Origin of the sequence: Streptomyces sp. NPDC004111, assembly GCF_042874215.1 — a bacterium.
Classification (GTDB): domain Bacteria; phylum Actinomycetota; class Actinomycetes; order Streptomycetales; family Streptomycetaceae; genus Streptomyces.
This window is the reverse complement of sequence record NZ_JBIAMU010000016.1, coordinates 138,776-160,161: the sequence shown is the minus strand read 5'-3', so window position 1 is coordinate 160,161 and position 21,386 is coordinate 138,776. Positions and strand designations below refer to the sequence as shown.

18 protein-coding genes and 1 pseudogene are annotated in these 21,386 nt (G+C 72.3%); 16 read left to right on the top strand and 3 right to left on the bottom strand.

What is annotated here, in order from left to right; all coding sequences use genetic code 11:
• Window positions 1–17 precede the first annotated feature (17 nt).
• Entirely contained in the window at window positions 18–599 is a 582-nt protein-coding gene (locus tag ACFYVL_RS29195) for a hypothetical protein (protein WP_389250033.1), read from the bottom strand.
• A gap of 28 nt (window positions 600–627) precedes the next feature.
• Window positions 628–2,025: an SAM-dependent methyltransferase gene (locus tag ACFYVL_RS29190; protein ID WP_389250031.1), complete on the bottom strand. Its 1,398-nt coding sequence runs from the start codon at window positions 2,023–2,025 to the stop codon at window positions 628–630.
• Between the two features lie 113 nt (window positions 2,026–2,138).
• Here ACFYVL_RS29190 and ACFYVL_RS29185 point away from each other — a divergent pair, with 113 nt between their 5' ends.
• Together ACFYVL_RS29185 and ACFYVL_RS29180 are read left to right on the top strand one after the other, a co-directional pair.
• Window positions 2,139–3,131, top strand: a complete 993-nt coding sequence (locus tag ACFYVL_RS29185) for a polysaccharide deacetylase family protein (protein WP_389250030.1) — start codon at window positions 2,139–2,141, stop codon at window positions 3,129–3,131.
• Window positions 3,128–4,036, top strand: coding sequence for a polysaccharide deacetylase family protein (locus ACFYVL_RS29180; RefSeq protein WP_389250028.1), 909 nt, complete (start codon window positions 3,128–3,130; stop codon window positions 4,034–4,036). Before ACFYVL_RS29185 ends, ACFYVL_RS29180 begins: the two co-directional genes overlap by 4 nt.
• Here ACFYVL_RS29180 and ACFYVL_RS29175 read toward each other — a convergent pair.
• Window positions 4,005–4,538 carry a hypothetical protein gene (locus ACFYVL_RS29175; RefSeq protein ID WP_389250026.1) on the bottom strand — a complete coding sequence of 178 codons (534 nt, stop codon included), beginning with the start codon at window positions 4,536–4,538 and terminating at the stop codon, window positions 4,005–4,007. The two genes, ACFYVL_RS29180 and ACFYVL_RS29175, sit on opposite strands and share 32 nt — an antisense overlap.
• A 393-nt stretch (window positions 4,539–4,931) precedes the next feature.
• Here ACFYVL_RS29175 and groES point away from each other — a divergent pair, with 393 nt between their 5' ends.
• The 14 genes and pseudogenes from groES to ACFYVL_RS29105 all read left to right on the top strand — a co-directional run bounded on the left by groES (window position 4,932) and on the right by ACFYVL_RS29105 (window position 21,370).
• Window positions 4,932–5,240: a co-chaperone GroES gene (gene groES, locus ACFYVL_RS29170; RefSeq protein WP_147987721.1), complete on the top strand. Its 309-nt coding sequence runs from the start codon at window positions 4,932–4,934 to the stop codon at window positions 5,238–5,240.
• 162 nt (window positions 5,241–5,402) lie between these two features.
• Window positions 5,403–7,028, top strand: a complete 1,626-nt coding sequence (groL, locus tag ACFYVL_RS29165) for a chaperonin GroEL (protein WP_389250024.1) — start codon at window positions 5,403–5,405, stop codon at window positions 7,026–7,028.
• 381 nt (window positions 7,029–7,409) lie between these two features.
• Window positions 7,410–7,982, top strand: coding sequence for an LmbU family transcriptional regulator (locus tag ACFYVL_RS29160; RefSeq protein WP_389250022.1), 573 nt, complete (start codon window positions 7,410–7,412; stop codon window positions 7,980–7,982).
• A gap of 116 nt (window positions 7,983–8,098) precedes the next feature.
• Window positions 8,099–8,650, top strand: a complete 552-nt coding sequence (locus ACFYVL_RS29155) for a PH domain-containing protein (RefSeq protein ID WP_389250020.1) — start codon at window positions 8,099–8,101, stop codon at window positions 8,648–8,650.
• Window positions 8,647–10,368, top strand: coding sequence for a PH domain-containing protein (locus ACFYVL_RS29150; RefSeq protein ID WP_389250018.1), 1,722 nt, complete (start codon window positions 8,647–8,649; stop codon window positions 10,366–10,368). The genes ACFYVL_RS29155 and ACFYVL_RS29150 overlap by 4 nt, the downstream gene beginning before the upstream one ends.
• A 116-nt stretch (window positions 10,369–10,484) precedes the next feature.
• Window positions 10,485–11,435 (top strand): annotated as a pseudogene (locus ACFYVL_RS29145) (aldo/keto reductase); the annotation flags it as partial.
• A gap of 203 nt (window positions 11,436–11,638) precedes the next feature.
• Window positions 11,639–12,229 carry a GNAT family N-acetyltransferase gene (locus tag ACFYVL_RS29140; RefSeq protein WP_389250016.1) on the top strand — a complete coding sequence of 197 codons (591 nt, stop codon included), beginning with the start codon at window positions 11,639–11,641 and terminating at the stop codon, window positions 12,227–12,229.
• A gap of 65 nt (window positions 12,230–12,294) precedes the next feature.
• Complete coding sequence (locus ACFYVL_RS29135) at window positions 12,295–13,314, top strand: NAD-dependent epimerase/dehydratase family protein (RefSeq protein ID WP_389250014.1); 1,020 nt, start codon at window positions 12,295–12,297, stop codon at window positions 13,312–13,314.
• Window positions 13,315–13,326: 12 nt separating this feature from the next.
• Window positions 13,327–14,733: an activator-dependent family glycosyltransferase gene (locus ACFYVL_RS29130; RefSeq protein ID WP_389250012.1), complete on the top strand. Its 1,407-nt coding sequence runs from the start codon at window positions 13,327–13,329 to the stop codon at window positions 14,731–14,733.
• Window positions 14,733–16,019, top strand: coding sequence for an activator-dependent family glycosyltransferase (locus ACFYVL_RS29125; protein WP_389250010.1), 1,287 nt, complete (start codon window positions 14,733–14,735; stop codon window positions 16,017–16,019). The genes ACFYVL_RS29130 and ACFYVL_RS29125 overlap by 1 nt, the downstream gene beginning before the upstream one ends.
• A gap of 29 nt (window positions 16,020–16,048) precedes the next feature.
• Window positions 16,049–17,341 (top strand): activator-dependent family glycosyltransferase, encoded by a 1,293-nt coding sequence (locus ACFYVL_RS29120; RefSeq protein WP_389250008.1) that lies wholly within the window; start codon window positions 16,049–16,051, stop codon window positions 17,339–17,341.
• Between the two features lie 7 nt (window positions 17,342–17,348).
• Entirely contained in the window at window positions 17,349–18,659 is a 1,311-nt protein-coding gene (locus tag ACFYVL_RS29115) for an activator-dependent family glycosyltransferase (protein WP_389250006.1), read from the top strand.
• Window positions 18,660–18,740: 81 nt separating this feature from the next.
• A complete protein-coding gene (locus tag ACFYVL_RS29110) occupies window positions 18,741–20,087 on the top strand; it encodes an activator-dependent family glycosyltransferase (protein ID WP_389250004.1) in 1,347 nt (448 codons plus the stop codon).
• Window positions 20,087–21,370 (top strand): activator-dependent family glycosyltransferase, encoded by a 1,284-nt coding sequence (locus ACFYVL_RS29105; RefSeq protein ID WP_389250002.1) that lies wholly within the window; start codon window positions 20,087–20,089, stop codon window positions 21,368–21,370. Before ACFYVL_RS29110 ends, ACFYVL_RS29105 begins: the two co-directional genes overlap by 1 nt.
• The last annotated feature ends 16 nt before the right edge of the window (window positions 21,371–21,386 follow it).

Here is a 21,386-nt window from a genome sequence, read left to right as displayed (position 1 = left end):
GGCCCCACGGGTAACTGTCACTCCCCGAACTGCTCCCGGGACGCCGCCCACACCCACTCCGTACGCGGCTCCCGGCCGGGTAGTTCCGCGCGGCCGGTCGCCCACAGCAGCAGCCGGGCCGGCTCCTCGGTGCCGACCGGGAACTCCGGGAACAGCCGCTCCATCACCAGCGTGCTGAGCCCGGCCGGCGGCAGCCACTCCGCCTTCAGGCCGCGCGTGATGTCGTACGTGTGCAGCAGCGCCTCCGCCACTCCCATCGCCTCGAACCCGCTCGGGTCGCACGCGCCCCAGTGGAACGCCCGGACCTCGGGGCCCGCCGTGGCGAGCGCGCTGCCGAGCAGCCCGGCCGCCGCGGTGATCACGTGCAGCACCTCGCGCGGAGGCGTGCCGGGCGGAACCGTCAGGTCCATCGGGAGGTATCCCTCCGTCGGCCGGGCCGCCAACTGCCCCGCGTACGCGGTCAGATCGTGCGCGATGTGTACGGCCGTCTCCCAGCAGCTCCACTCCAGGGAACCGGCGGCCACGGTCCAGTCGGCGTCCTCGGCATACGGCTGAAGGACGTTCAGCAGCTCGGCGAGCGCATCGTCGATAGGGGTCATGCCCATGCCCTACCCGGTGCCGCACGGCTCAGACGGGGTGGCCGATCAGCATGGCGGGGGCGCCGGCGACACGGGTCAGGAAGACGGTGGCGGAGTTCCGGCCGGAGAGCTTCATCTTCTTGCGGAGCTCCTCCGGCTCGACGGCCGAGCCGCGCTTCTTGACGGTGAGGATGCCGACCTCGCGCTCGCGCAGCAGGGCCTTCAGCTTCTTCACGCCGAAGGGGAGCCGGTCGGTGATCTCGTAGGCGGTGGCGTACGGGGTCGGGCGCAGCTCGTCCGCCGTGATGTACGCGATCGTCTCGTCGATCAGACCGCCGTCGAGGTCCTCGGCCACCTCCGCGACCAGATGGGCGCGGATGACGGCGCCGTCCGGCTCGTAGAGGTAGCGGCCGACCGGGCGCACGCCGGGGTCGGGCAGGCCGCGGCCGAGGAGGGTCGCGCCGCCGGGCAGCAGGGTGGCGCGGCGGGCACCGGGGGCGGGGGGTACGGGGGGCGCGCCCGCGGTGGTGCCGGCAGACGGGGGCCGGGGGGCGTCGGCGGCGGGGTGCGGGTCGGCCGTGGCGGCTGTCCGCCGGGCGGCATCGGGGGCCGTCTGCCGGCCGGTCCCGGCGGCCTGCGGGGCGTGCCAGAGGACGGCCTCCTTCACGTCGCCGTGGTCGGAGATCCACTCGGCCTCGAAGTCCTCGGGGACCAGCTCGTGCGGGATGCCCGGGGCGATCTTGATGGCGCCGGTGCCGACGCTCCGAACCGCCTCGATCGAGAACGACAGGGGCGGCGAGTACGCCTCGGGGTCGAAGATCCGGCCGCGGCCCGAACCCCGCCCGCCGGCGCGGCGGGCCGGGTCGATGAACACGGACTCGGCGGCGGAGAGGTCGTGGGTCAGCACGTCCGCGGTGACGACGGTGAGGGCGGCCGGGTCGGGCAGCAGGGCGTCCGCGTTGGCACGGGCGGCCAGGCAGGTCGCGGGGTCGAGGTCCACGGCCTCGACGGTCAGGCCCGCGCGGGCCATGGCCAGGGCGTCGCCGCCGATGCCGCCGCAGAGGTCCACGACGTGGGAGACGGGGGTTTCCGGCGCGGGGCCCATGGCGCGGAAGCGGGCCGCCCGGTACTCGGCCACCGACTTGCGGGTGGACTGCTCGACGCCGTTGGGCGTGAAGTACATCCGCCCCGCGTCCTCGGCGCCGAACTTCGCCGCCGCCCGCTGCCGCAGCCGCGCCTGGGCCAGCGCGGCGGAGACCAGCTCGGGGGAGTGGTCGCGGCGCAGCCGGGTCGCCACCGCCAGCTCCTGGGCGGGGTCGTAGTCCCGCAGCTCGGCGAGGAGGGCCTGGCCCTCGGGTGAGAGCAGGGCGCGGAAGGCGTCCGTGGGGCCGGTGGCGGAGGCCGCCGGGCCGGGGGCGGAGGGCGCGGGGTCGGGGCGGTTCGTCACCCGGTCCATTGTGGGCCAGCCCGGGAACGCCTGTGGGCCGTGCGGGGGACGGGGCGGGTGTGGTCGCGGTGTCGGCCGGGTCGCGGGGTGTCGCGCTGACAGGATGCGGCGCCATGCGACTTGTACGACAAACAGAAGAAAGAGGGCTCTCTGTGGATATCTCGGGAGCAGGCGGGCGCAGACGCGGGACGATGGTGATCGCGGTTCTGGTGGTGGCCGCAATCGCCTCGGGGTGCGCGACCCCGGCACAGGAGACGGGCGGGCAGGGCGGGTCGGCCCGGGAGAAGGGGGAAACGAAGGGGCAGGGGGTGGACGGCGCGGCGGGGTCGCTGCTCTCCCCGGCGGAGAAGCTGCGGCGCCAGCAGGAGGCGGCGAAGGCGGCGAAGGTGGCCAGGGGGGCGGCGGCCAAGCGGTGGGGCCTCGCCCAGGTGCCGCTGACGGCACCCGCGCCGCCCCGGGTCAAGCCGAGGATCAAGGCCCGGCCGGGCTTCGAGGTGGACGGTCAGGTCTCCGAGGGGCTGCCGCCCGTCTTCACGACCGTCCCGGTCAAGGACAGGGTCGTCTTCCTGACGATGGACGACGGCGCGGAGAAGGACCCCGAGCTGCTCCGGATGATGAACGAGCTCAAGATCCCGTACAGCGCGTTCCTCTCCGACTACCTGGTCAAGGAGGACTACGGCTACTTCAAGAAGATGCAGGACCTGGGTGTCTCCCTGCACAACCACACCCTCAACCACCGCTATCTGCCCGGACTTTCGTACCGAAAGCAGCGTTACGAAATCTGCGGGCAGCAGGTGAACATCGAGAAGCGGTACGGCAAGCGGCCCCCGCTCTTCCGCCCGCCGTACGGGAACTACAACAAGGACACGCTCGTCGCCGCCAAGTCCTGTGGGGTCAAGGCAGTGCCGCTGTGGGCGGCGGAGGCGTTCCCGGACCGGATGGAGTGGCGCGAATGGGACCGCGACCTGCACCCCGGCGACATCGTCCTCACACATTTCCGGGGGCGGGGTGACTGGAAGGGGAGCATGCCCGACATGATTCGTCGCGTCATGAAGACGATCACCGCGAAGGGTTACGCGGTGGCCAAGCTGGAGGATTACGTGTGAGCCGAGGACGGGTACGCCGGCCGGGGGCATGGGTGGCACGGGCGGTGGCGGTCGGTGTGCTCGTCGCGGTGACGGGAGGGTGCACGCAGGGAGAGGGCGGCGGCGCGGGGGCCGGGGCGTCGGCCGGGACCGGGGCGAGCGGGACCGCGAGCGCCCGGCCCGGCGGGCCGGAGCCCGGCCGGCCGGCCCCCGCGGCGCCCCGGGTGGACGCCCGGGGCGTGCCGGTGAAGGCGTACGCGCGGTGGGGGCTGGCCGGGCCGCTCGCGCCGGTGCCGGCCGCGCCGGACCGTACGCCCGTCCTCGGGAAGTCCGGGCCGCCCGTCGTGCTGGACCGGGTCCGCACCCGCGACAAGGTGGTCTTCCTGACCTTCGACGACGGGGCGGAGAAGGATCCCCGGTTCGTGCGGATGGTGGCGGACCTGAAGCTGCCGATCAGCATGTTCCTGACCGACAGCGTGGCCGGGAGCGACTACGGCCACTTCAGGAAGCTCCGCGACGCGGGCGGCGGCACGATCCAGAACCACACCACCGGCCACGCGAACCTCCGCACCCTCCCCTACGAGGGCCAGCGGAAACAGATCTGTGGCCAGCAGGACCGGCTGGAGCGCGAGTTCGGCAGCCGGCCGACCCTCTTCCGGCCGCCGTACGGCAACTACAACGCGAACACGGTCCGGGCGGCGGGCAGTTGCGGGGTGAAGGCCCTCGTCCTGTGGCGCGAGTCGATGCAGATCCACAACATGCAGTACGCGGAGGGCAAGCGCCTCAAGCCCGGTGACATCGTCCTCGCCCACTTCCGCGGCCCCGCCGAGCTGAAGGGCTCGACGATCACCGAGATGACGACCCGGATGCTGCGCCGCATCCAGGAGCAGGGGTTCACGGTGGCCCGGCTGGAGGACTACCTCTAGCGGGGACGGGGACGGGGACGGGAGCGGGTGCGCGGGTGGCGTCGGGGGGTGCGGTGCCGGTCCGCGCGGTGCCGGGGTGCGTGGTGCCGGGGTGTGCGGTGGCGGTCCGCACGATCTTCCAGGACCGTGCGCCTCCGACGATCACCGCGATCACGATCAGTACCGCCACCACCGCCTGGAGGGTGCCCGTGATCACCAGGTCGGCGCGCAGGAAGACCCAGGCGGTCAGCAGGACGACGGCGGCGACGGCGCCGAAGGTGATCACGGGCGTCCAGTCCATGGCCGGGGCCTCCTCCGGGCCCGCCCGGCCGGGGGTCGTCCTGTTCACCGCGCCGAGCCGGGGCAGGGAGCGGACGACGAAGTAGGCCACCGCTGCGGCGAGCACCACCGCGTCGGCGACGAGCACCAGTACCGCCAGGGCCGCGTCGCCCCACCGGCTCGGGGGCCGGTGGGGCTGTCCCGCGGGCGGATTCCGGCGCGGTGCGCCGCTGTCGGGGGCCATGGTTCGCACTGTCGTACGGAACCGGGGAGGGGGTGGGCGCGTTGTCCGTACCGAGACGCTTCCGGCCCCGTACCGCGACGTGCGCCGGCCCGTACCCCGGTCCCTCCGGCCCGTGCCCCGGCCCGTACCCCGGTCCCTCCGGCCCGTGCCCGGTTCTTGCGGCTGGTACCGGGGTTCTTCCGGCTCGTACCGGGGTCCCCGCCACCACCGGCGGTCCTGAATTGGCACTCCGCTTGACCGAGTGCTAACCGCGTCATAGTCTCGGCTCTGGCACTCACCACTGGAGAGTGCCAACACAGCGACGGGCAGGTCCGGCACCCGCGACGACGGATCCACCTGGTCGCCACCCCAGACTGTTAACCCCGTGAGATCTCCGAAGGGGGAGACCGGATCGTGACGACCGCCAGCTCCAAGGTTGCCATCAAGCCGCTTGAGGACCGCATCGTGGTCCAGCCGCTCGACGCCGAGCAGACCACCGCCTCTGGCCTGGTCATTCCGGACACCGCGAAGGAGAAGCCCCAGGAGGGCGTCGTCCTCGCCGTGGGTCCGGGCCGCTTCGAGAACGGCGAGCGCCTTCCGCTCGACGTGAACGTCGGCGACGTAGTGCTGTACAGCAAGTACGGCGGCACCGAAGTGAAGTACAGCGGCGAGGAGTACCTCGTCCTGTCGGCCCGCGACGTTCTCGCCATCGTCGAGAAGTAAGCAGGCCGGGGAGTAACCCACTTCCCGCATTTCCTGGACTGCGCCCCTGGCCCCCGCTCACACGCCGGGTGGCGAGGGGCGTAGTTCGTTTTGCACCGCTCGTTGTGCCAGGCACCGTGCGAAGTGCCGCAGTTCGTATTCCGAGAGGACTTGAAAAGCTCCATGGCGAAGATCCTGAAGTTCGACGAGGACGCCCGTCGCGCCCTTGAGCGCGGCGTCAACAAGCTTGCCGACACCGTGAAGGTGACGATCGGCCCCCGTGGCCGCAACGTCGTCATCGACAAGAAGTTCGGCGCCCCCACCATCACCAACGACGGTGTGACCATCGCGCGTGAGGTCGAGCTCGACGACCCGTACGAGAACCTGGGCGCCCAGCTGGTGAAGGAGGTGGCGACCAAGACCAACGACATCGCGGGTGACGGTACGACCACCGCCACCGTGCTGGCCCAGGCGCTGGTCCGCGAGGGTCTGCGCAACGTCGCCGCCGGCGCTTCCCCGGCCGCCCTGAAGAAGGGCATCGACGCCGCGGTCAAGGCCGTGTCCGAGGAGCTCCTCGCGACCGCCCGCCCGATCGACGACAAGTCCGACATCGCCGCCGTGGCCGCGCTCTCCGCGCAGGACCAGCAGGTCGGCGAGCTCATCGCCGAGGCCATGGACAAGGTCGGCAAGGACGGTGTCATCACCGTCGAGGAGTCCAACACCTTCGGCCTGGAGCTCGACTTCACCGAGGGCATGGCCTTCGACAAGGGCTACCTGTCCCCGTACATGGTGACCGACCAGGAGCGCATGGAGGCCGTCCTCGACGACCCGTACATCCTGATCCACCAGGGCAAGATCGGTTCCATCCAGGACCTGCTCCCCCTCCTTGAGAAGGTCATCCAGGCCGGTGGCTCCAAGCCGCTGCTGATCATCGCCGAGGACGTCGAGGGCGAGGCGCTCTCCACCCTCGTCGTCAACAAGATCCGCGGCACGTTCAACGCCGTGGCCGTCAAGGCCCCGGGCTTCGGCGACCGCCGCAAGGCGATGCTCGGCGACATGGCCACCCTCACCGGTGCCACCGTCATCGCCGAGGAGGTCGGCCTCAAGCTCGACCAGGCCGGTCTGGACGTGCTGGGCACCGCCCGCCGCGTCACGATCTCCAAGGACGACACGGTCATCGTGGACGGCGGCGGCAACGCCGAGGACGTCCAGGGCCGCGTCAACCAGATCAAGGCCGAGATCGACGCCACGGACTCCGACTGGGACCGCGAGAAGCTCCAGGAGCGCCTGGCGAAGCTCGCCGGAGGCGTCTGCGTCATCAAGGTCGGCGCCGCGACCGAGGTCGAGCTCAAGGAGAAGAAGCACCGTCTGGAGGACGCCATCTCCGCGACCCGCGCCGCGGTCGAGGAGGGCATCGTCTCCGGTGGTGGCTCCGCGCTCGTCCACGCCGTGAAGGTCCTGGAGGGCAACCTCGACAAGACCGGCGACGAGGCCACGGGTGTCGCGGTCGTCCGCCGCGCCGCCGTCGAGCCGCTGCGCTGGATCGCCGAGAACGCCGGTCTTGAGGGCTACGTCATCACCTCCAAGGTCTCCGAGCTCGACAAGGGCCAGGGCTTCAACGCCGCCACCGGCGAGTACGGCGACCTGGTCAAGGCCGGCGTCATCGACCCGGTCAAGGTCACCCGCTCCGCCCTGGAGAACGCCGCCTCCATCGCCTCGCTGCTCCTGACGACCGAGACCCTGGTCGTCGAGAAGCCGGCCGAGGAGGAGCCCGAGGCCGCGCACGGTGGCCACGGCCACTCCCACTGACGTCCCCCCGCGGACCGTCGGCGGCCGGCCGGCAGCAGTGCCGAGCGGCTGAGTGACTGAGCAGCACCGAGGCCCGGTGCCCCTTCGGGGGTGCCGGGCCTCGGTGCGTTTTTGTCCGGTAATGACTCCCGGGGACCGTGCGGATTCGGCCAGGAGTACGTCGGTTCCCGCCATTTGGCAATTTCACCCGGGCACTGTCCCGCCAGCGGGACAGTGGCGGGCGCGATCAGGTCGCAGGCCCCCCAGAGGCGTCCGACCAGGCCATTTTGATCGCGTTCAGGTGCCATCAAGGTCGCCGTGTCAGTCTCCGACCAAGGCGCAATGCCCAACGGGAGGCAGTAACCAATGTCAGAGCTGATGCAGCGGACCAGAGTCGTTCCAGTGGCGGAAAAGGGACAGGAAAAGCGCGCGTCGATGGCCACCTACGGCCAGGCGATGAAGCGCCGTACCTCCCTTTCCATTCCTCCGGGTATTCCCATTGGGGCGTGGCGGAATCTGGGACAGCACATCCACGCCGTTTCCAGCTCTTCGGCGTGGTGGCTCGGGGACTGGCTGCTGTACGGGCAGGAGGAGTACCCCAGCCGGTACAAGCACGCCATCGCGCAGACCTCGCTGGACTACCAGACGCTGCGCAACTACGCCTGGGTCGCCCGGCGCTTCGACTCGCACCTGCGGGTCTCCGGCCTCACCTTCCAGCACCACGCGGAGGTGGCCAGCCTGCCCGCCGACGAGCGGTCGCACTGGCTGCGCCGGGCCAAGGAACTCGGCTGGTCCCGCAACGAGTTGAGGCGGCAGGTGAAGGCCAGCAAGGAGATCGCCGGCGGACGCGTTCCGGCGCGGCTGAAGATGCGGCCCAACGACGACCAGCGGCAGCGCTGGCAGGAGGCGGCCGAGCACGAGGCGGTGGACCTCCTGGCGTGGATCACCAGGATCCTCGACGACGTTTCGCGGTGACGGCGTAGCCCCGGCGGGGCCGGTACGGCTGAACTGGACGCCCAGGACGTACCGATGGAGCGTCCGGGGCGTACCGAAGTAGGCGAGGCGGCCGAGTGCCGTGTGCGGAGGAAGAGATGCGGGATCAGGTTTCGACGGCGACCGGGCCACCACCACCTTCGGCGATCGCCTCCCGCACCTCGGCAGCGCACATCCGGGGGCCGCGGCACCGGGTGGACCGCCGGGCGGTGCTCTGGTGGACGCTGCGGATGCTCGTCGGCGCGGGCGTCACGCTCGGCGCGCTGGGCCTGACGTACTGGCTCTGGGAGGCGTCCAGGCCGTGGGTCGGGCCGGTGGCGCTCGTCGCGGCGGCCGGGTTCCTGGTGACCACCGCGGTCATGCCGGCCTGGCGGTACCACGTGCACCGCTGGGAGTGCACCGAGCACGCCGTCTACGAGCTCAAGGGCTGGCTGGTGCGGGAGTGGCGGATCATCCCGGTCTCCCGCATCCAGAGCGTCGACATGGTGCGCGGCCCGCTCCAGCTGATGCTCGGCCTGGGCACCCTCCGGGTGGTCACCGCGTCGCCGGAGGGCCGGATCAAGATCGTCGGCCTGGACGCGGACGTCGTCGCGAAGGAAGCGGCGGTGCTGACCGAGCTGACGCAGACGAGCGCCGGGGACGCGACATGACCGTCTCGGAGGTGGAGAAGCCGTCCCCGGCCGGCCCCGGCGAGGTGGCGGAGGACGACTCCTCGGTCCCCTGGCAGCGGCTGCACCCCCGGCTGATCTGGGTCAACGCGGCCCGCTTCGGGCTCTCGCTGGTGCCCACCCTGCTGTCGTTCTTCGTCTTCGGGACCGGCGGCGACCTGCTGGACAACTGGCCCGCGATGATCGCCACCGGGATCGGCGTCTTCATCAGCGTCGGCGACGTCGTGCGCTGGCTGCGGACCCGCTACCGGGTCACGGACGGCCTGGTGGAGATCCGTACCGGCCGGCTGGTGCGCATCTACCGGCAGATCCCCCGGGACCGCATCCGCGCGGTGGACGTCAAGTCCAAGCTCCGGCACCGGCTCGCCGGGCTGCGCATCGTCTCCATCAGCTCCGGCCGGACCAGGCCCGCGGTCAAACTCGACGCCGTCACCAAGCAGATGGCGCTGGCCCTCCAGCGCGAGCTGATGCACGGCCGGGACGTGGCGGACGAGGCGGCGGACGAGGCGGACGCGGACGGCGTCCCCAAGGAGACCCCGATCGCGGAGTTCCGCTGGCGCTGGCTGCTCCACCACGTCGTCAACGTCACCTGTGTGCTGGTCGGCGGGCTGCTGCTGTGGAGCATGCACTCGATGCTGCTGATCGTCGGCCTCGACGTGGCCGGCACCTTCGCCGACCTCGGCGACCGGCTCGCCCCGGGCGGCGGCGTCCTGCTGTGGCTGTACTGGGCCGTCGTGGTCGCCCTCCTCGGGTACTGCGCCCTGGCCACCGGTTTCATCATGGAGAACTGGGGCTTCCGGCTCGTCCGGGTGCGCCGCGAGGACGGTACGGCGCTGCTCACCCGGCGCGGCCTGTTCTCCACCCGCGAGGTGCACCGGGACGACCGGCGCATGCGCGGCATCCAGATCAGCGAGCCGCTGCTGTCGCGGTGGCTCGGGACGACCGAGACGTCCGTGCTGTCCACCGGGCTTGCCATCATCGACTTCAGCGGCGACCCGGCCACCAGCATCCTGCCGCGCGCCCCCCTCGCGGAGGCCCGGCGGGTGGCGGCCCTCGTACTGCCGGGCCCGGTGCGGCCGTTGGAGGAGCCGCTGCGCAGGCACCCCCGGGCGGCGCTGGTGCGCCGCATGGTGTGGGCGCTGGTCACGCCTGTCGTGGTGACCGGGGTGGTGCTGTGGCTCAGGTCCACCGGGGTGCTCCCGGCGTGGGCCGAGTGGGTGGGCGCCGGGATGTTCCCGGTGGCGGTGCTGCTGGCCGTCATGGCCTACCGGGCGCTGGGGCACACCCTGGCGGGCGGCTACCTGGTGCTCAGGTGCGGTGTCTCGCGCCGGGTGACGGCGGCCCTGCGGACCGAGGCGGTCATCGGGCTGAAGGTGCGGCAGTCGCTGCTCCAGCGGCGCATGGGACTGCTGACGGCGGGGCTCTCGACGGCGGCGGGCGAGCGGTTCTACCAGGCGCCCGACATGAGCGTCGACCAGTACCTGGTATTCGCGAACGAAGCGGCTCCCGGGCTGCTGGCGGAGTTTCTGGTGCAGCCGTCCGGCACCGCCGGGCACGGCACCCCGGACGTGCCTTCCGCCGAGCGGCCGGAAGCGGATTCGGGCGCACTGCCGGAAGACCCGGAGAGTACGCGGAGCAATCCGGCCGGCGGCCGGAAAAACGGCCCGCGACAGCTCCCCGGGCCCACCGTGAATGAGTAATCATCAGGGCATCACTGTGAAGGCAGAGAATTTCCTATGCGCCCGGCGGAAGGTATTCGACTTCCTTTGTCGGAATTCCTTTGTCGGCCGGAGCGGATTTCTGGGAGTTGCGGTATATGTGGGAAACAAAGCTGGGCGACGGATTCGCGGTCAGCGCCCTCGGTCTCGGTTGCAGTTCGATGTCCCACGGATACGGTCCGGGGGACCGGGACGACGAGGAATCCGCGAGAGTTCTCCACCAGGCCGTCGAACTGGGCATCACCCTCTTCGACACGGCCGATGTGTACGGACCCTTCACCAACGAGGAACTCCTCGGCCGGACCCTCAAGCCGTACGGCGACCGGGTCCGGCTCGCCACCAAGTGCGGTCTGATCGCCAGACCGGACGGCAAGCTGACCCGCAACGGCCGGCCCGAGCACCTGCGGGCCGCCTGCGAGGCGTCACTGCGCCGGCTGCGCAAGGAGGCCATCGACCTCTACCAGCTGCACCGCATCGACCCCGAGGTGCCGCTCGCCGAAACCTGGGGCGCACTGGGTGAGCTGGTCACCGAGGGCAAGGTCAGGGCGCTGGGCATCTCGCACGCCACGACCGCCGAACTCGGCCAGGCGCACAGCATCTTCCCGCTCACCACGGCACAGTACGAACTGTCCGTCTGGGCGCCGGAGAACGCGGCGGAGGTACTGCCCTGGTGCCGGGCCCACGGCGTGGGATTCCTCGCCTTCGCCCCCATCGGGCGGGGCTTCCTGTCGGGCAAGGTGAGCCGCGAGAACCTCTTCACGGGCGACTCGCGCAACCGCGACCCCCGGTTCGACCAGAACGCGATGCTGGCCAACGAGGCCATCCTCGCCGGGCTGCGCGACGTGTGCGCCCGGCACGAGGGGGCCACCCCCTCCCAGGTTGCCATCGCCTGGGTGCTCGCCCAGGGGCCGGACGTGGTGCCGATACCCGGCACCAGGCGGCTGCGGTGGCTGGCGGAGAACGCGGCGGCCACCGAACTGCGCCTGACCGAGGAGGACATGGCCCTGCTCGACGGGCTGCCCACGGCGATGGGCGAGATGCGCTGGGACAGCGTCCGGCCGCACGGGGCGGATCTGGTCAGGTCCGGCCGTACGGGACGCCGGCCGGCCGTACCGGCGGGAGCGCCCGCCGCCCCGGACGCACCGCCCGCCGCCCCGGACGCCCGGTCCGCGCCCGCCGGTCCGGGAGCACCGACCGCGCCCGCCGCCCCGGCGGACCCCCGCGACCGCACCACACAGGACGGACCGAACCGATGACCGTGCTCTTCCCCCACACCAGGTCCAGGCGGCTGGAGCTGCGCCCCGCGTCCGCCGACGACCGGGCGGAGTTCGTCCGTACCCTGCTGCGCACCGGGATCGAGAGCGTCACCCCGGCACGGGCCAGGGCCTCGCTCGACTCCTGCGCCTCCTTCCTCGTCGCCCTGCGCACCAGCGGCGACGTCATCGGCTTCAGTACCCTGCACGGGCTCGACCCGGCCGGGCACCTGCGCTCCGGCCTCTACCTGGACCCGGCGCGCGCCCGGTTCGGCGTCGGCGCCGAAGGCATGTACCTCACGACCAACTACGCCTTCGCCGCGTTCCCGGTCGCCAAGCTGCTCGGCCAGACCACCGAGGCGACCTTCGGGTCCATCGGGGTCGCCAACGACGACGAGGCCAAGGGCGTCCTGGAGGAGCACCTCTACTTCCGCGGCCGGCACTGGAACCTGCACAACTTCGAGGTCACCCGCGACGAGTGGGACTTCCTCGCCGACGGACACCTGGGCGACGTGCTCGGCTCCGGCCCCGACGGACAGCCCCTGAGCTGGCGCCGGGACCCGAACCTGGCCCCCGCACCGGCCGCTTGACCCCGCACCCGCACCACCCCCACCACAACCACCATCAAGACCCCCACCGCAGCGAAGGAGGACCAGTGTCAGGTCCTGGAACGGACAGACTGATCACCGTGCTCGGTGCGTCGGGCCTGCTGGGCACGGCCGTCGTCGCCCAGCTGGCGGCCCGCCCCGGGCGGCTGCGGCTGGTCGGCCGCAGGCCGGTCACCCTGCCCGAGAACCCCGTCGCCCGCATCGAGGAGCTGACCCTCGACCTGACCGAGCCGGGCGCCGTCGTCCGCGCGGTGGCCGGGGCCGACGCCGTCGTGCACCTGGTGGCGCACACCGGGGGCCCCGGCACCTGGCGGGTGGCCGACGGCGACGCGCTCGCCGAGCGGGTCAACCTCGGGCTGGTGTGCGAGGTGATCGACGCGATACGCGACGGGCACACCGCGCGGTGGCCGGCCCTGCTCTTCGCGGGCTCCGTCTCGCAGGCGGCCCGGATGCCGGTGAAGGGCGCCGGGGAGACCCCGCCGGACCAGCCGCCCACCGCGTACGACCGGCACAAGCTCGCCGCCGAGCAGGCGATCGAGGCGGCCACCGCCGAGGGCATCGTCCGGGGCAGCACGCTGCGCCTGTCCACCCTCTACAGCCAGGGCACCGGCAGCACCGACCTCGACCGGGGCGTCGTGGCGAGCATGGTGCGCCGGGCGCTCGACGGGGAGCCGCTGACGCTGTGGCACGGCGGCCGGGCCCAGCGGGACTTCATCACGGTGGACGACGCCGCCGCCGCCTTCACCGCCGCGCTGGACGCGCTGGAGGAGGTCGAGGGCCGCAACTGGGAGATCGGCACCGGTGACTGCACCAGCGTCGCCGAACTGTTCACCGCCGTCGCCGCGACGGTGGCCCGGATCACCGGCAAGCCCGAGGTGCCCGTCGAGGACACCACGCCGGCCGAGTTCGCGATGCCGACCGACCAGATCGACTTCGTCCTCAGCGACCTGGGGTTCCAGCAGGCGACCGGCTGGCGGGCGCGGACTCCGCTGGCCGAGGGCCTGGCGGCGCTGACCAGCGCGGTGCTCGCCGAACGCGGCCGGCCCACCGCCCGGACCTCGGCGTAGGGGGCACGGCACATGCGCGTTCTGTTCACCACCACCCCCGACAAGAGCCTCTTCCAGCAGATGGTGCCGCTGGCGTGGGCGCTGCGCACCGCGGGCCACGAGGTGCGGGTGGCCTGCCAGCCGTCGTTCGCCGCCGTCGTCACCCAGGCCGGGCTCACCGCCGTGCCGGTGGGCAACGAGCGCTCGGTCTGGCGCCTGCCGCAGTTGCGCCCCGAGCACACCGAGGCCGAGCGCGACGGCCTCGGCATCCCCTACAACGCCGCCGAGCGCCCGCCCGAGGACCTCGACTGGGCCACCATGCTGGAGGGCTACGAGCGCGTCGTCGGCCGCTGGCACAAGAACGACAACTTCCCCGTCACCGCCGACCTGGTGGCCTTCTCCCGCGCCTGGAAGCCGGACCTGATCCTCTGGGAGCCGCTGTCCTACGCGGGCGCCATCGCCGCCAAGGCGTGCGGCGCCGCCCACGCGCGACTGCTCTGGAGCATCGACGTCCTGGGCCTGACCCGTGCCCGCTTCCTCGAACTCAAGTCGCTCCGGCCGGAGTCGGAGCGGAAGGACCCGCTCGCCGACTGGCTCGGCAGCTACGCGCGCAAGTACGGCGCCGAGTTCAGCGAGTCCATGACCACCGGGCACTTCAGCATCGACCAGTTCCCCGCGTCGCTGCGGATGACCGCCCCCGGCCACCGCTACGTGCCGATGCGGTACGTGCCTTACGGCGGACCGGTCTCGGTCCCCGACTGGCTGCGCGAGCCGCCCGCCAGGCCGCGCGTCGCCCTCACCCTGGGCATCGCGGCCACCAACAGGTTCGCCGGGTACGTCGCCAACGTGCCCGACATCCTCGACTCGCTGGCCGACCTGGACATCGAGGTCGTCGCCACCCTCGCCGAGTCCGAGCAGCGCAAGCTCACCCGCCCGGTGCCCGGCAACGTCCGGGTGGTGTCCTACGTACCGCTGCACGTCCTCGTCCCCACCTGCCACGCGGTCATCAACCACGCCGGCCCCGGCACCTTCCTCACCACCGCGATCAACGGGGTCCCGCAGGTCGCGGTGCCGTGGGACTTCGACGAGCCGGAGCTGGCCAGGCGCGCCGCCGCGCAGGGCAGCGTCCTGGCGCTGCGCGCCGATGGGGCCACCGGACAGGCGGTGCGGGAAAGCCTGATCAAGGTGCTGTGCGAACCGGGGTACGTCTCCGCCGCCGCCCAGCTCGCCGCCCAGTTCCAGGCGTTGCCCAGCCCCAACGAGCTGGTGGTGCGGCTGGAGGAGCTGACCGAGCGCTACCGCACGCCGGGCCTCGACGGCGCGTCCGGCATCGCGTCCAGCGCGGGGGCCGGCTCCGGTGCCGGACTCGCGATGGACCTCGCGATGGGCCTGGGCCCGAACCTCTTCCCGACGGCTCCCGCCACGGCTGCGTCCGTCTGATGCGTGTGCTGCTGGCGGTGAATCCGCACAAGAGCGTGTTCCAGTACCTGGTGCCGATGATGTGGGCGTTGCGCACGGCGGGTCATGAGGTGCGGGTGGCGAGTCAGCCGTCGTTCGCCGAGACGATCACCCAGGCCGGGCTGACCGCCGTCCCCGTGGGCCGGGACCACGTCCGGCTGCTCGCGGGACGCGCCGTCGCCGACGAACGGGCCGCCCGCGGCCGGGCCGGGATCGAGGCGCCCTACGACGCCTTCGACGACCCGGCGAAGGACGACTGGGCCTACCTGTCCGCCGGAATGGCCGAGACCGTCCGCGGCCGGCACCACCTCGCGAACTTCCCGATCGTCAACGACCTGGTGGAGTTCGCCCGGCAGTGGCGCCCCGACCTGGTCCTGTGGGACCCGCTCAGCTACGCCGGTGCCATCGCCGCGAAGGCGGTCGGTGCCGCGCACGCCCGGCTGCTCTTCGGCATCGACGTCTTCGGCGGCGTACGGCAGCAGTACCTGCGGCTCAAGGAGCAGCAGCCGCAGGGGGAGCGGGTGGATCCGCTGGCCGACTGGCTCGGGAGCTACGCGCGCCGGTACGGCGGCGAGTACAGCGAGGACATGGCCACCGGCCACTTCACCGTCGACCAGTTCCCCCGCAGCATCCAGGTGCAGGCCCCCGGCCTGCACTACGAACGGATGCAGTGGGTGGGCTACGGCGGGCCCGCGGTGGTGCCGAGGTGGCTCTGGGAGGAGCCGGAACGCCCCCGGGTCGCCCTGACCATGGGGCTCAGCGCGACCGACGTCTTCAGCGGCTACACGATCGACACCCGTGAGGTGCTGGACTCGCTGGCCGGTCTGGATGTCGAGGTGGTGGCGACGGTGGCCGCCGCGGAGCAGGAGCGGTTGGGTCGGGTGCCGTCGAATGTGCGGATGGTGCCGTTCGTGCCGATGCATGTGCTGGCGGAGCGGTGTTCGGCGGTGATTCATCATGCGGGTGCGGCGACGCTGGCGACGTTCGCGCGGCATCCGGTGCCGCATCTGTCGTTGCACTACCACTTCGATCAGCCGGTGCTGGCGCGGAAGTTGACGGAGCACGGGGCGGGTCTGGATCTGCATACGAGTGAGGTGACGGGTCCGTTGCTGCGGGAGCGGTTGGTGCGGTTGCTGGAGGAGCCGTCGTTCGCGCGGCGGGCGGCGGACCTGCGGGACGAGCTGTTGCGGTTGCCGACGCCGAACGAGCTGGTGGGGCGGCTGGAGGAGCTGACCGCCCGGTTCCGTACCCGCGCCCTCGCGGCCTGACCCGGTACGACGCACACGGAGGGACCACGATGCGAGTTCTGTTCACCACCTACCCGGAGCGCACCCACTTCCTGATGATGGTGCCGCTGGCCTGGGCGCTGCGCACGGCCGGCCATGAGGTGCGGTTCGCCAGCCAGCCCAAGTTCACCGACACCATCACCCAGGCCGGGCTGACCGCCGTGCCCGTCGGCAACAACCGGGACCTCTGGCAGATCCTGTCCCGCGACCCGAACTGGCTCGGCCCCCTCGACGGGGGCGGCATGCCGCTGCCGTACGACGTGACCGGCCGGGACCCCGAGGACATCACCTGGGATTACCTGCGCGACGGCTTCACCCGGCAGGTCAGGCGCTGGCACATGGCCAGCAACCTGCCGATGGTCGCCGACCTGGCCGAGTTCGCCCGGCAGTGGCGGCCCGACCTGGTGATCTGGGACCCGCTCACCTACGCGGGGCCCGTAGCCGCCAAGGCGTCCGGCGCCGCGCACGCCCGGCTGATCTTCGGCACCGACATGTACGGGGTGACCCGCGACCACTTCCTGCGGCTGAAGGACCAGCAGCCCGAGGCCGACCGCGTCGACCCGATGCGCCAGTGGCTGGAGGGGCACGCCAGGCAGTACGGGGCCGCCTTCGACGAATCCATGATCACCGGCGAGTTCACCATCGACCTCGTCCCCGACGTCCTCCAGCTGCGCGCCGACCGCGACTACGTGCCGCTGCGGTACGTCCCCTACGGCGGCGCCGCCACCGTCCCCGCCTGGCTGCGCGCCGCGCCCAGCAGGCCGCGCGTCGCCCTCACCCTCGGTCTGAGCACCGTCGGGCACGGCGGCGAGTACGCCGCGGGCGTGCAGGACATCCTCGACTCCCTCGGCGGACTCGACATCGAGGTCGTCGCCACCATCGCCGAGAGCGAGCAGCGCAAGCTCGGCCCCGTCCCCGACAACGCCCGCGTCGTGTCCTACGCACCGCTGGACGCGCTCGCCGCCACCTGCGACGCGGTCATCCACCACGCGGGTTACGGCACCCTCGCCACCACCGCGCTGCGCGGGCTTCCGCACCTGATGCTGCCCTGGGACAACGACGGCCCGGCCCTCGCCGACGCCGTCAGCAGGGCCGGGGCGGGACTGACGCTCAACCCGAAGGAGACCACCGGCGCGGAGGTCCGCGACGGCGTCCGGCGGCTGCTGTCGGAGGAGGGCTTCCGCAAGGGGGCGCGGGCGCTGCGCGACACCCTCCTGGAGATGCCCGCCCCCAACCAACTGGTACCGCTGCTGGAGCAGTTCGTGGCGGACCGGACACTTCCCGGCACAGATTCAAAGGGGTAACGGAACAGTGCGAGTACTCTTCGTCGCGAATCCCGAGAAGGCGCACGTGCTCGCCATGGTGCCGCTGGCCTGGGCGCTGCGCACGGCAGGTCACGAGGTGCGGTTCGCCAGCACCCCCTGGTTCGCCGACACCATCACCCGCGCCGGGCTCACCGCCGTCCCCGTGGGCCGGGACGCCGACCTGTGGGACCAGCTGCGCCGTGGCGTGCCCGACTGGGAGTACGAGCCGGAGTTCGGGCTCCCCGCGCCCTACGACTGCGTACAGGACCAGGACCCGGCGGGCGACGACTGGGCGCGGATGCGCGACGGCTACGCGGAGATCGTCCGGTCCTGGCACAAGCCGGCCTGCTTCCCGCTGATGTCCGGCCTGGTGGAGTTCGCGCGGTCCTGGCAGCCGGACCTGGTCCTGTGGGAGCCGCTGGCGTTCGCCGGGCCCGTGGCCGCGCAGGCGTGCGGCGCCGCGCACGGCCGGCTGCTGTGGAGCTACGACGCCTTCGGCGCGACCCGCGAGCGGTTCCTGCGGCTGAAGGAGCAGCAGCCCGAGGACCGGCGGACCGACCCGCTGGCCGAGTGGCTGGGCGGCTGGGCCCGCCGGTACGGGGGCGGGTTCGACGAGACCATGGTCACCGGGCAGTTCACCGTCGACCAGCTCCCCGGCTCGCTCGCCGCCGACACCGCGCTGCCCACGGTGCGGATGCGCTTCGAGCCGTACGGCGGACCCGCCGTGGTGCCGCGCTGGCTGTGGACCCCGCCCGCCCGCCCCCGGGTCGCCCTCACCCTCGGGGTCAGCGCCACCGACCACGGCGCCGGGTACGCGATCAGCGTCGCCGACGTCCTGGAGTCGCTGGCCGACCTGGACATCGAGGTGGTGGCCACCCTCGCGGAGTCCGAGCAGGCCAAGCTGCCCCGAGTCCCCGACAACGCCCGCCTCGTCAGCTACGTACCGCTCCAGGCGCTCGCCCCGACCTGCGACGCGGTCATCCACCACGCGGGCTTCGGCACCTTCCTGACGATGGCCCGCCAGCCGGTGCCGCAGCTGCTGCTGCCCTGGGACTTCGACGGGCCGGTCCTCGCCCGCAGGGCGGGGGAGCAGGGCGGTTCGCTCGTCGTCCCGGCCGACCGGGCCACCGGCGCCTCGGTTCGCGAGGCGGTGCTGCGGCTGCTGTCCGAACCGGCCTTCCGCGAGCGGGCGGCGGCGCTGCGCGACGAGATCGGCGCGCTCCCCGCGCCCAACGACGTGGTCGCCCGGCTGGAGGAGCTGGCGGCCCGGGGACGCACCCCCGCCGCGGCGGCCGTGCCCGTGCCCGCGACGGCCTGATCCCGGGCCGCCGTCCCGAAGTACCCCCCTCACCCCGAAGCCGCAGAGCCGAGAGCCGAGAGCCGAAGAAGGGAACGCGCCGTGCGCATCCTGTTCACCGTCAACCCCGGGACCAGCATCTTCCAATCCATGGTGCCGCTGGCGTGGGCGCTGCGCACCGCGGGGCACGAGGTGCGGTTCGCCAGCCGCCCCGGGTTCGCCGACGAGATCACCAGGGCCGGCCTGACCGCGGTCCAGGCCGGCCGGGACTTCGACCTCGGGCGGGTCCTGGAGGCGGCGGGCGAGGACCTGTACGAGGCCGCCAGGGCCGGTCTCCCGTCACCCTGGGACGTCGCCCACGCACCGCGGAACGCCACCTGGGAGCGGATGGTCGAGGGGTACGCGCGGACCGTCGAGGACGTGGAGAAGCCGGAGAACTTCCCCATCATCTCCGGCCTCGTGGAGTTCGCCCGGCAGTGGCGGCCCGACCTGGTGATCTGGGAGCCGCTGTCCTGCGCGGGCGCCGTCGCGGCCAAGGCGGTCGGTGCCGCGCACGCCCGCATCCTGTGGGGCATCGACGTCTTCGGCGTGGCCCGGGAGAAGTTCCTGCGCCTCAAGGAGCAGCAGCCGGAGGGGGAGCGGGAGGACCCGCTGGCCGACTGGCTGGGCGGCTACGCGCGCCGGTACGGGGGCGAGTTCACCGAGGACATGGTCACCGGCCACTTCACCATCGACCAGTTCCCCCGCGCCCTCCAGAGCGAGGCGCCCGGCCTCGACTACCTGCGCATGCAGTACATCCCGTACAACGGCCCCTCCGTGGTGCCCGGCTGGCTGTGGAAGAAGCCGGCCCGGCCGCGCGTCGCCCTGACGCTGGGGCTCACCGCGACCGACATCTTCGACGGGTACACCGTCAACACCCAGGACCTGCTGGACGAACTGGCCGACCTGGACATCGAGGTCGTCGCGACCATCGCCGACTCCGAGAAGGCCAAGCTGCGCCGGATCCCGGACAACGCCCGGCTGCTGCCGTTCGTGCCCCTGCACGTGCTGGCCCCCACCTGTGACGTGGTCATCCACCACGCGGGCCCCGGCACGCTGGCCACGGTCGCCAGGTACGGGGTGCCCCAGGTGGCCATTCCGTACAGCTTCGACGAGCCGCTGTTCGCCGAGAAGCTCGCCCAGGCCGGTGCCGCGGTGTGGATACCCAACGGCGGGGCGACCGGCGCGGCCATCCGCGAGCAGGTCGTCAAGGTGCTGTCCGACCCGTCGTACGCCGAGGGCGCGGCCCGGCTGCGCGACCACATCGAGACGCTGCCGACCCCCAACGGGCTGGTGCCGCGGCTGGAGGAGCTGGTCCGCAGGCACCGCACCCGCCCGGAGCCGGCCGCGGACGAAGCGGTGGGCGCGGGGGCATCGGTCGCGGGTGCGACGGCCGGGGCGGGTGCCTGATGCGTGTGCTGCTGGCGGTGAATCCGCACAAGAGCGTGTTCCAGTACCTGGTGCCGATGATGTGGGCGTTGCGCACGGCGGGTCACGAGGTGCGGGTGGCGAGTCAGCCGTCGTTCGCGGAGACGATCACCCAGGCCGGGCTGACCGCCGTCCCCGTGGGCCGGCGCCGCAATCTCGACCGGCCCCTGGACCTGCTCGATCCGAGCGTCGTCGCCGAGTCCCGCAGGGGCCTGCCCCGGCCCTGGGACGTGGCGGCCGACCCCTCCCTGGCCGACTGGGAGTACCTCGCCGAGGGCTACGCCCTGGCCACCGACTCGCTGCGCGAGGAGAACTTCCCGCTGGTCAACGACCTGGTGGAGTTCGCCCGGCAGTGGCGCCCCGACCTGGTCCTGTGGGACCCCTTCACCTGCGCCGGTGCCATCGCCGCGAAGGCGGTCGGTGCCGCGCACGCCCGGCTGCTGTTCGGGGTGGACGTCTTCGGCGTGGCCCGCGCGGAGTTCCTCCGGCTGAAGGAGGAGCAACCGGAGGGGGAGCGGGTGGATCCGCTGGCCGACTGGCTGGGGAGCTACGCGCGCCGGTACGGGGGCGAGTTCACCGAGGACATGGTCACCGGCCACTTCACCGTCGACCAGTTCCCGCGCAGCATCCAGCTGGAGGCCCCGGGCCTGCACTACGAGCGGATGCAGTGGGTGGGTTATGGGGGACCTGCGGTGGTGCCGAGGTGGTTGTGGGAAAAGCCCGCGCGCCCCCGTGTGGCACTGACGATGGGACTGAGCGCGACGGACGTGTTCAACGGCTACACGATCGACACGAGCGAGGTGCTCGACTCCTTGGCCGGTCTGGATGTCGAGGTGGTGGCGACGGTGGCCGCCGCGGAGCAGGAGCGGTTGGGTCGGGTGCCGTCGAATGTGCGGATGGTGCCGTATGTGCCGATGCATGTGCTGGCGGAGCGGTGTTCGGCGGTGATTCATCATGCGGGGGCGGCGACGCTGGCGACGTTCGCGCGGCATCCGGTGCCGCATCTGTCGTTGCACTACCACTTCGATCAGCCGGTGCTGGCGCGGAAGTTGACGGAGCACGGGGCGGGTCTGGATCTGCATACGAGTGAGGTGACGGGTCCGTTGCTGCGGGAGCGGTTGGTGCGGTTGCTGGAGGAGCCGTCGTTCGCGCGGCGGGCGGCGGACCTGCGGGACGAACTGTGGGCGTTGCCGACGCCGAACGAGCTGGTGGGGCGGCTGGAGGAGCTGACCGCCCGCTTCCGTACCCCCGCCCTCGCGGCCTGACCCCGTACGACGCACC

Bases quoted from the DNA above. Each gene is read 5' to 3' on its own strand.
- ACFYVL_RS29195 (WP_389250033.1), bottom strand. From the start codon at position 599: ATGACCCCTATCGACGATGCGCTCGCCGAGCTGCTGAACGTCCTTCAG.
- ACFYVL_RS29185 (WP_389250030.1), top strand. From the start codon at position 2,139: ATGCGACTTGTACGACAAACAGAAGAAAGAGGGCTCTCTGTGGATATC.
- ACFYVL_RS29175 (WP_389250026.1), bottom strand. From the start codon at position 4,538: ATGGCCCCCGACAGCGGCGCACCGCGCCGGAATCCGCCCGCGGGACAG.
- groL (WP_389250024.1), top strand. From the start codon at position 5,403: ATGGCGAAGATCCTGAAGTTCGACGAGGACGCCCGTCGCGCCCTTGAG.
- ACFYVL_RS29155 (WP_389250020.1), top strand. From the start codon at position 8,099: ATGCGGGATCAGGTTTCGACGGCGACCGGGCCACCACCACCTTCGGCG.
- ACFYVL_RS29150 (WP_389250018.1), top strand. From the start codon at position 8,647: ATGACCGTCTCGGAGGTGGAGAAGCCGTCCCCGGCCGGCCCCGGCGAG.
- ACFYVL_RS29140 (WP_389250016.1), top strand. From the start codon at position 11,639: ATGACCGTGCTCTTCCCCCACACCAGGTCCAGGCGGCTGGAGCTGCGC.
- ACFYVL_RS29130 (WP_389250012.1), top strand. From the start codon at position 13,327: ATGCGCGTTCTGTTCACCACCACCCCCGACAAGAGCCTCTTCCAGCAG.
- ACFYVL_RS29125 (WP_389250010.1), top strand. From the start codon at position 14,733: ATGCGTGTGCTGCTGGCGGTGAATCCGCACAAGAGCGTGTTCCAGTAC.
- ACFYVL_RS29120 (WP_389250008.1), top strand. From the start codon at position 16,049: ATGCGAGTTCTGTTCACCACCTACCCGGAGCGCACCCACTTCCTGATG.
- ACFYVL_RS29105 (WP_389250002.1), top strand. From the start codon at position 20,087: ATGCGTGTGCTGCTGGCGGTGAATCCGCACAAGAGCGTGTTCCAGTAC.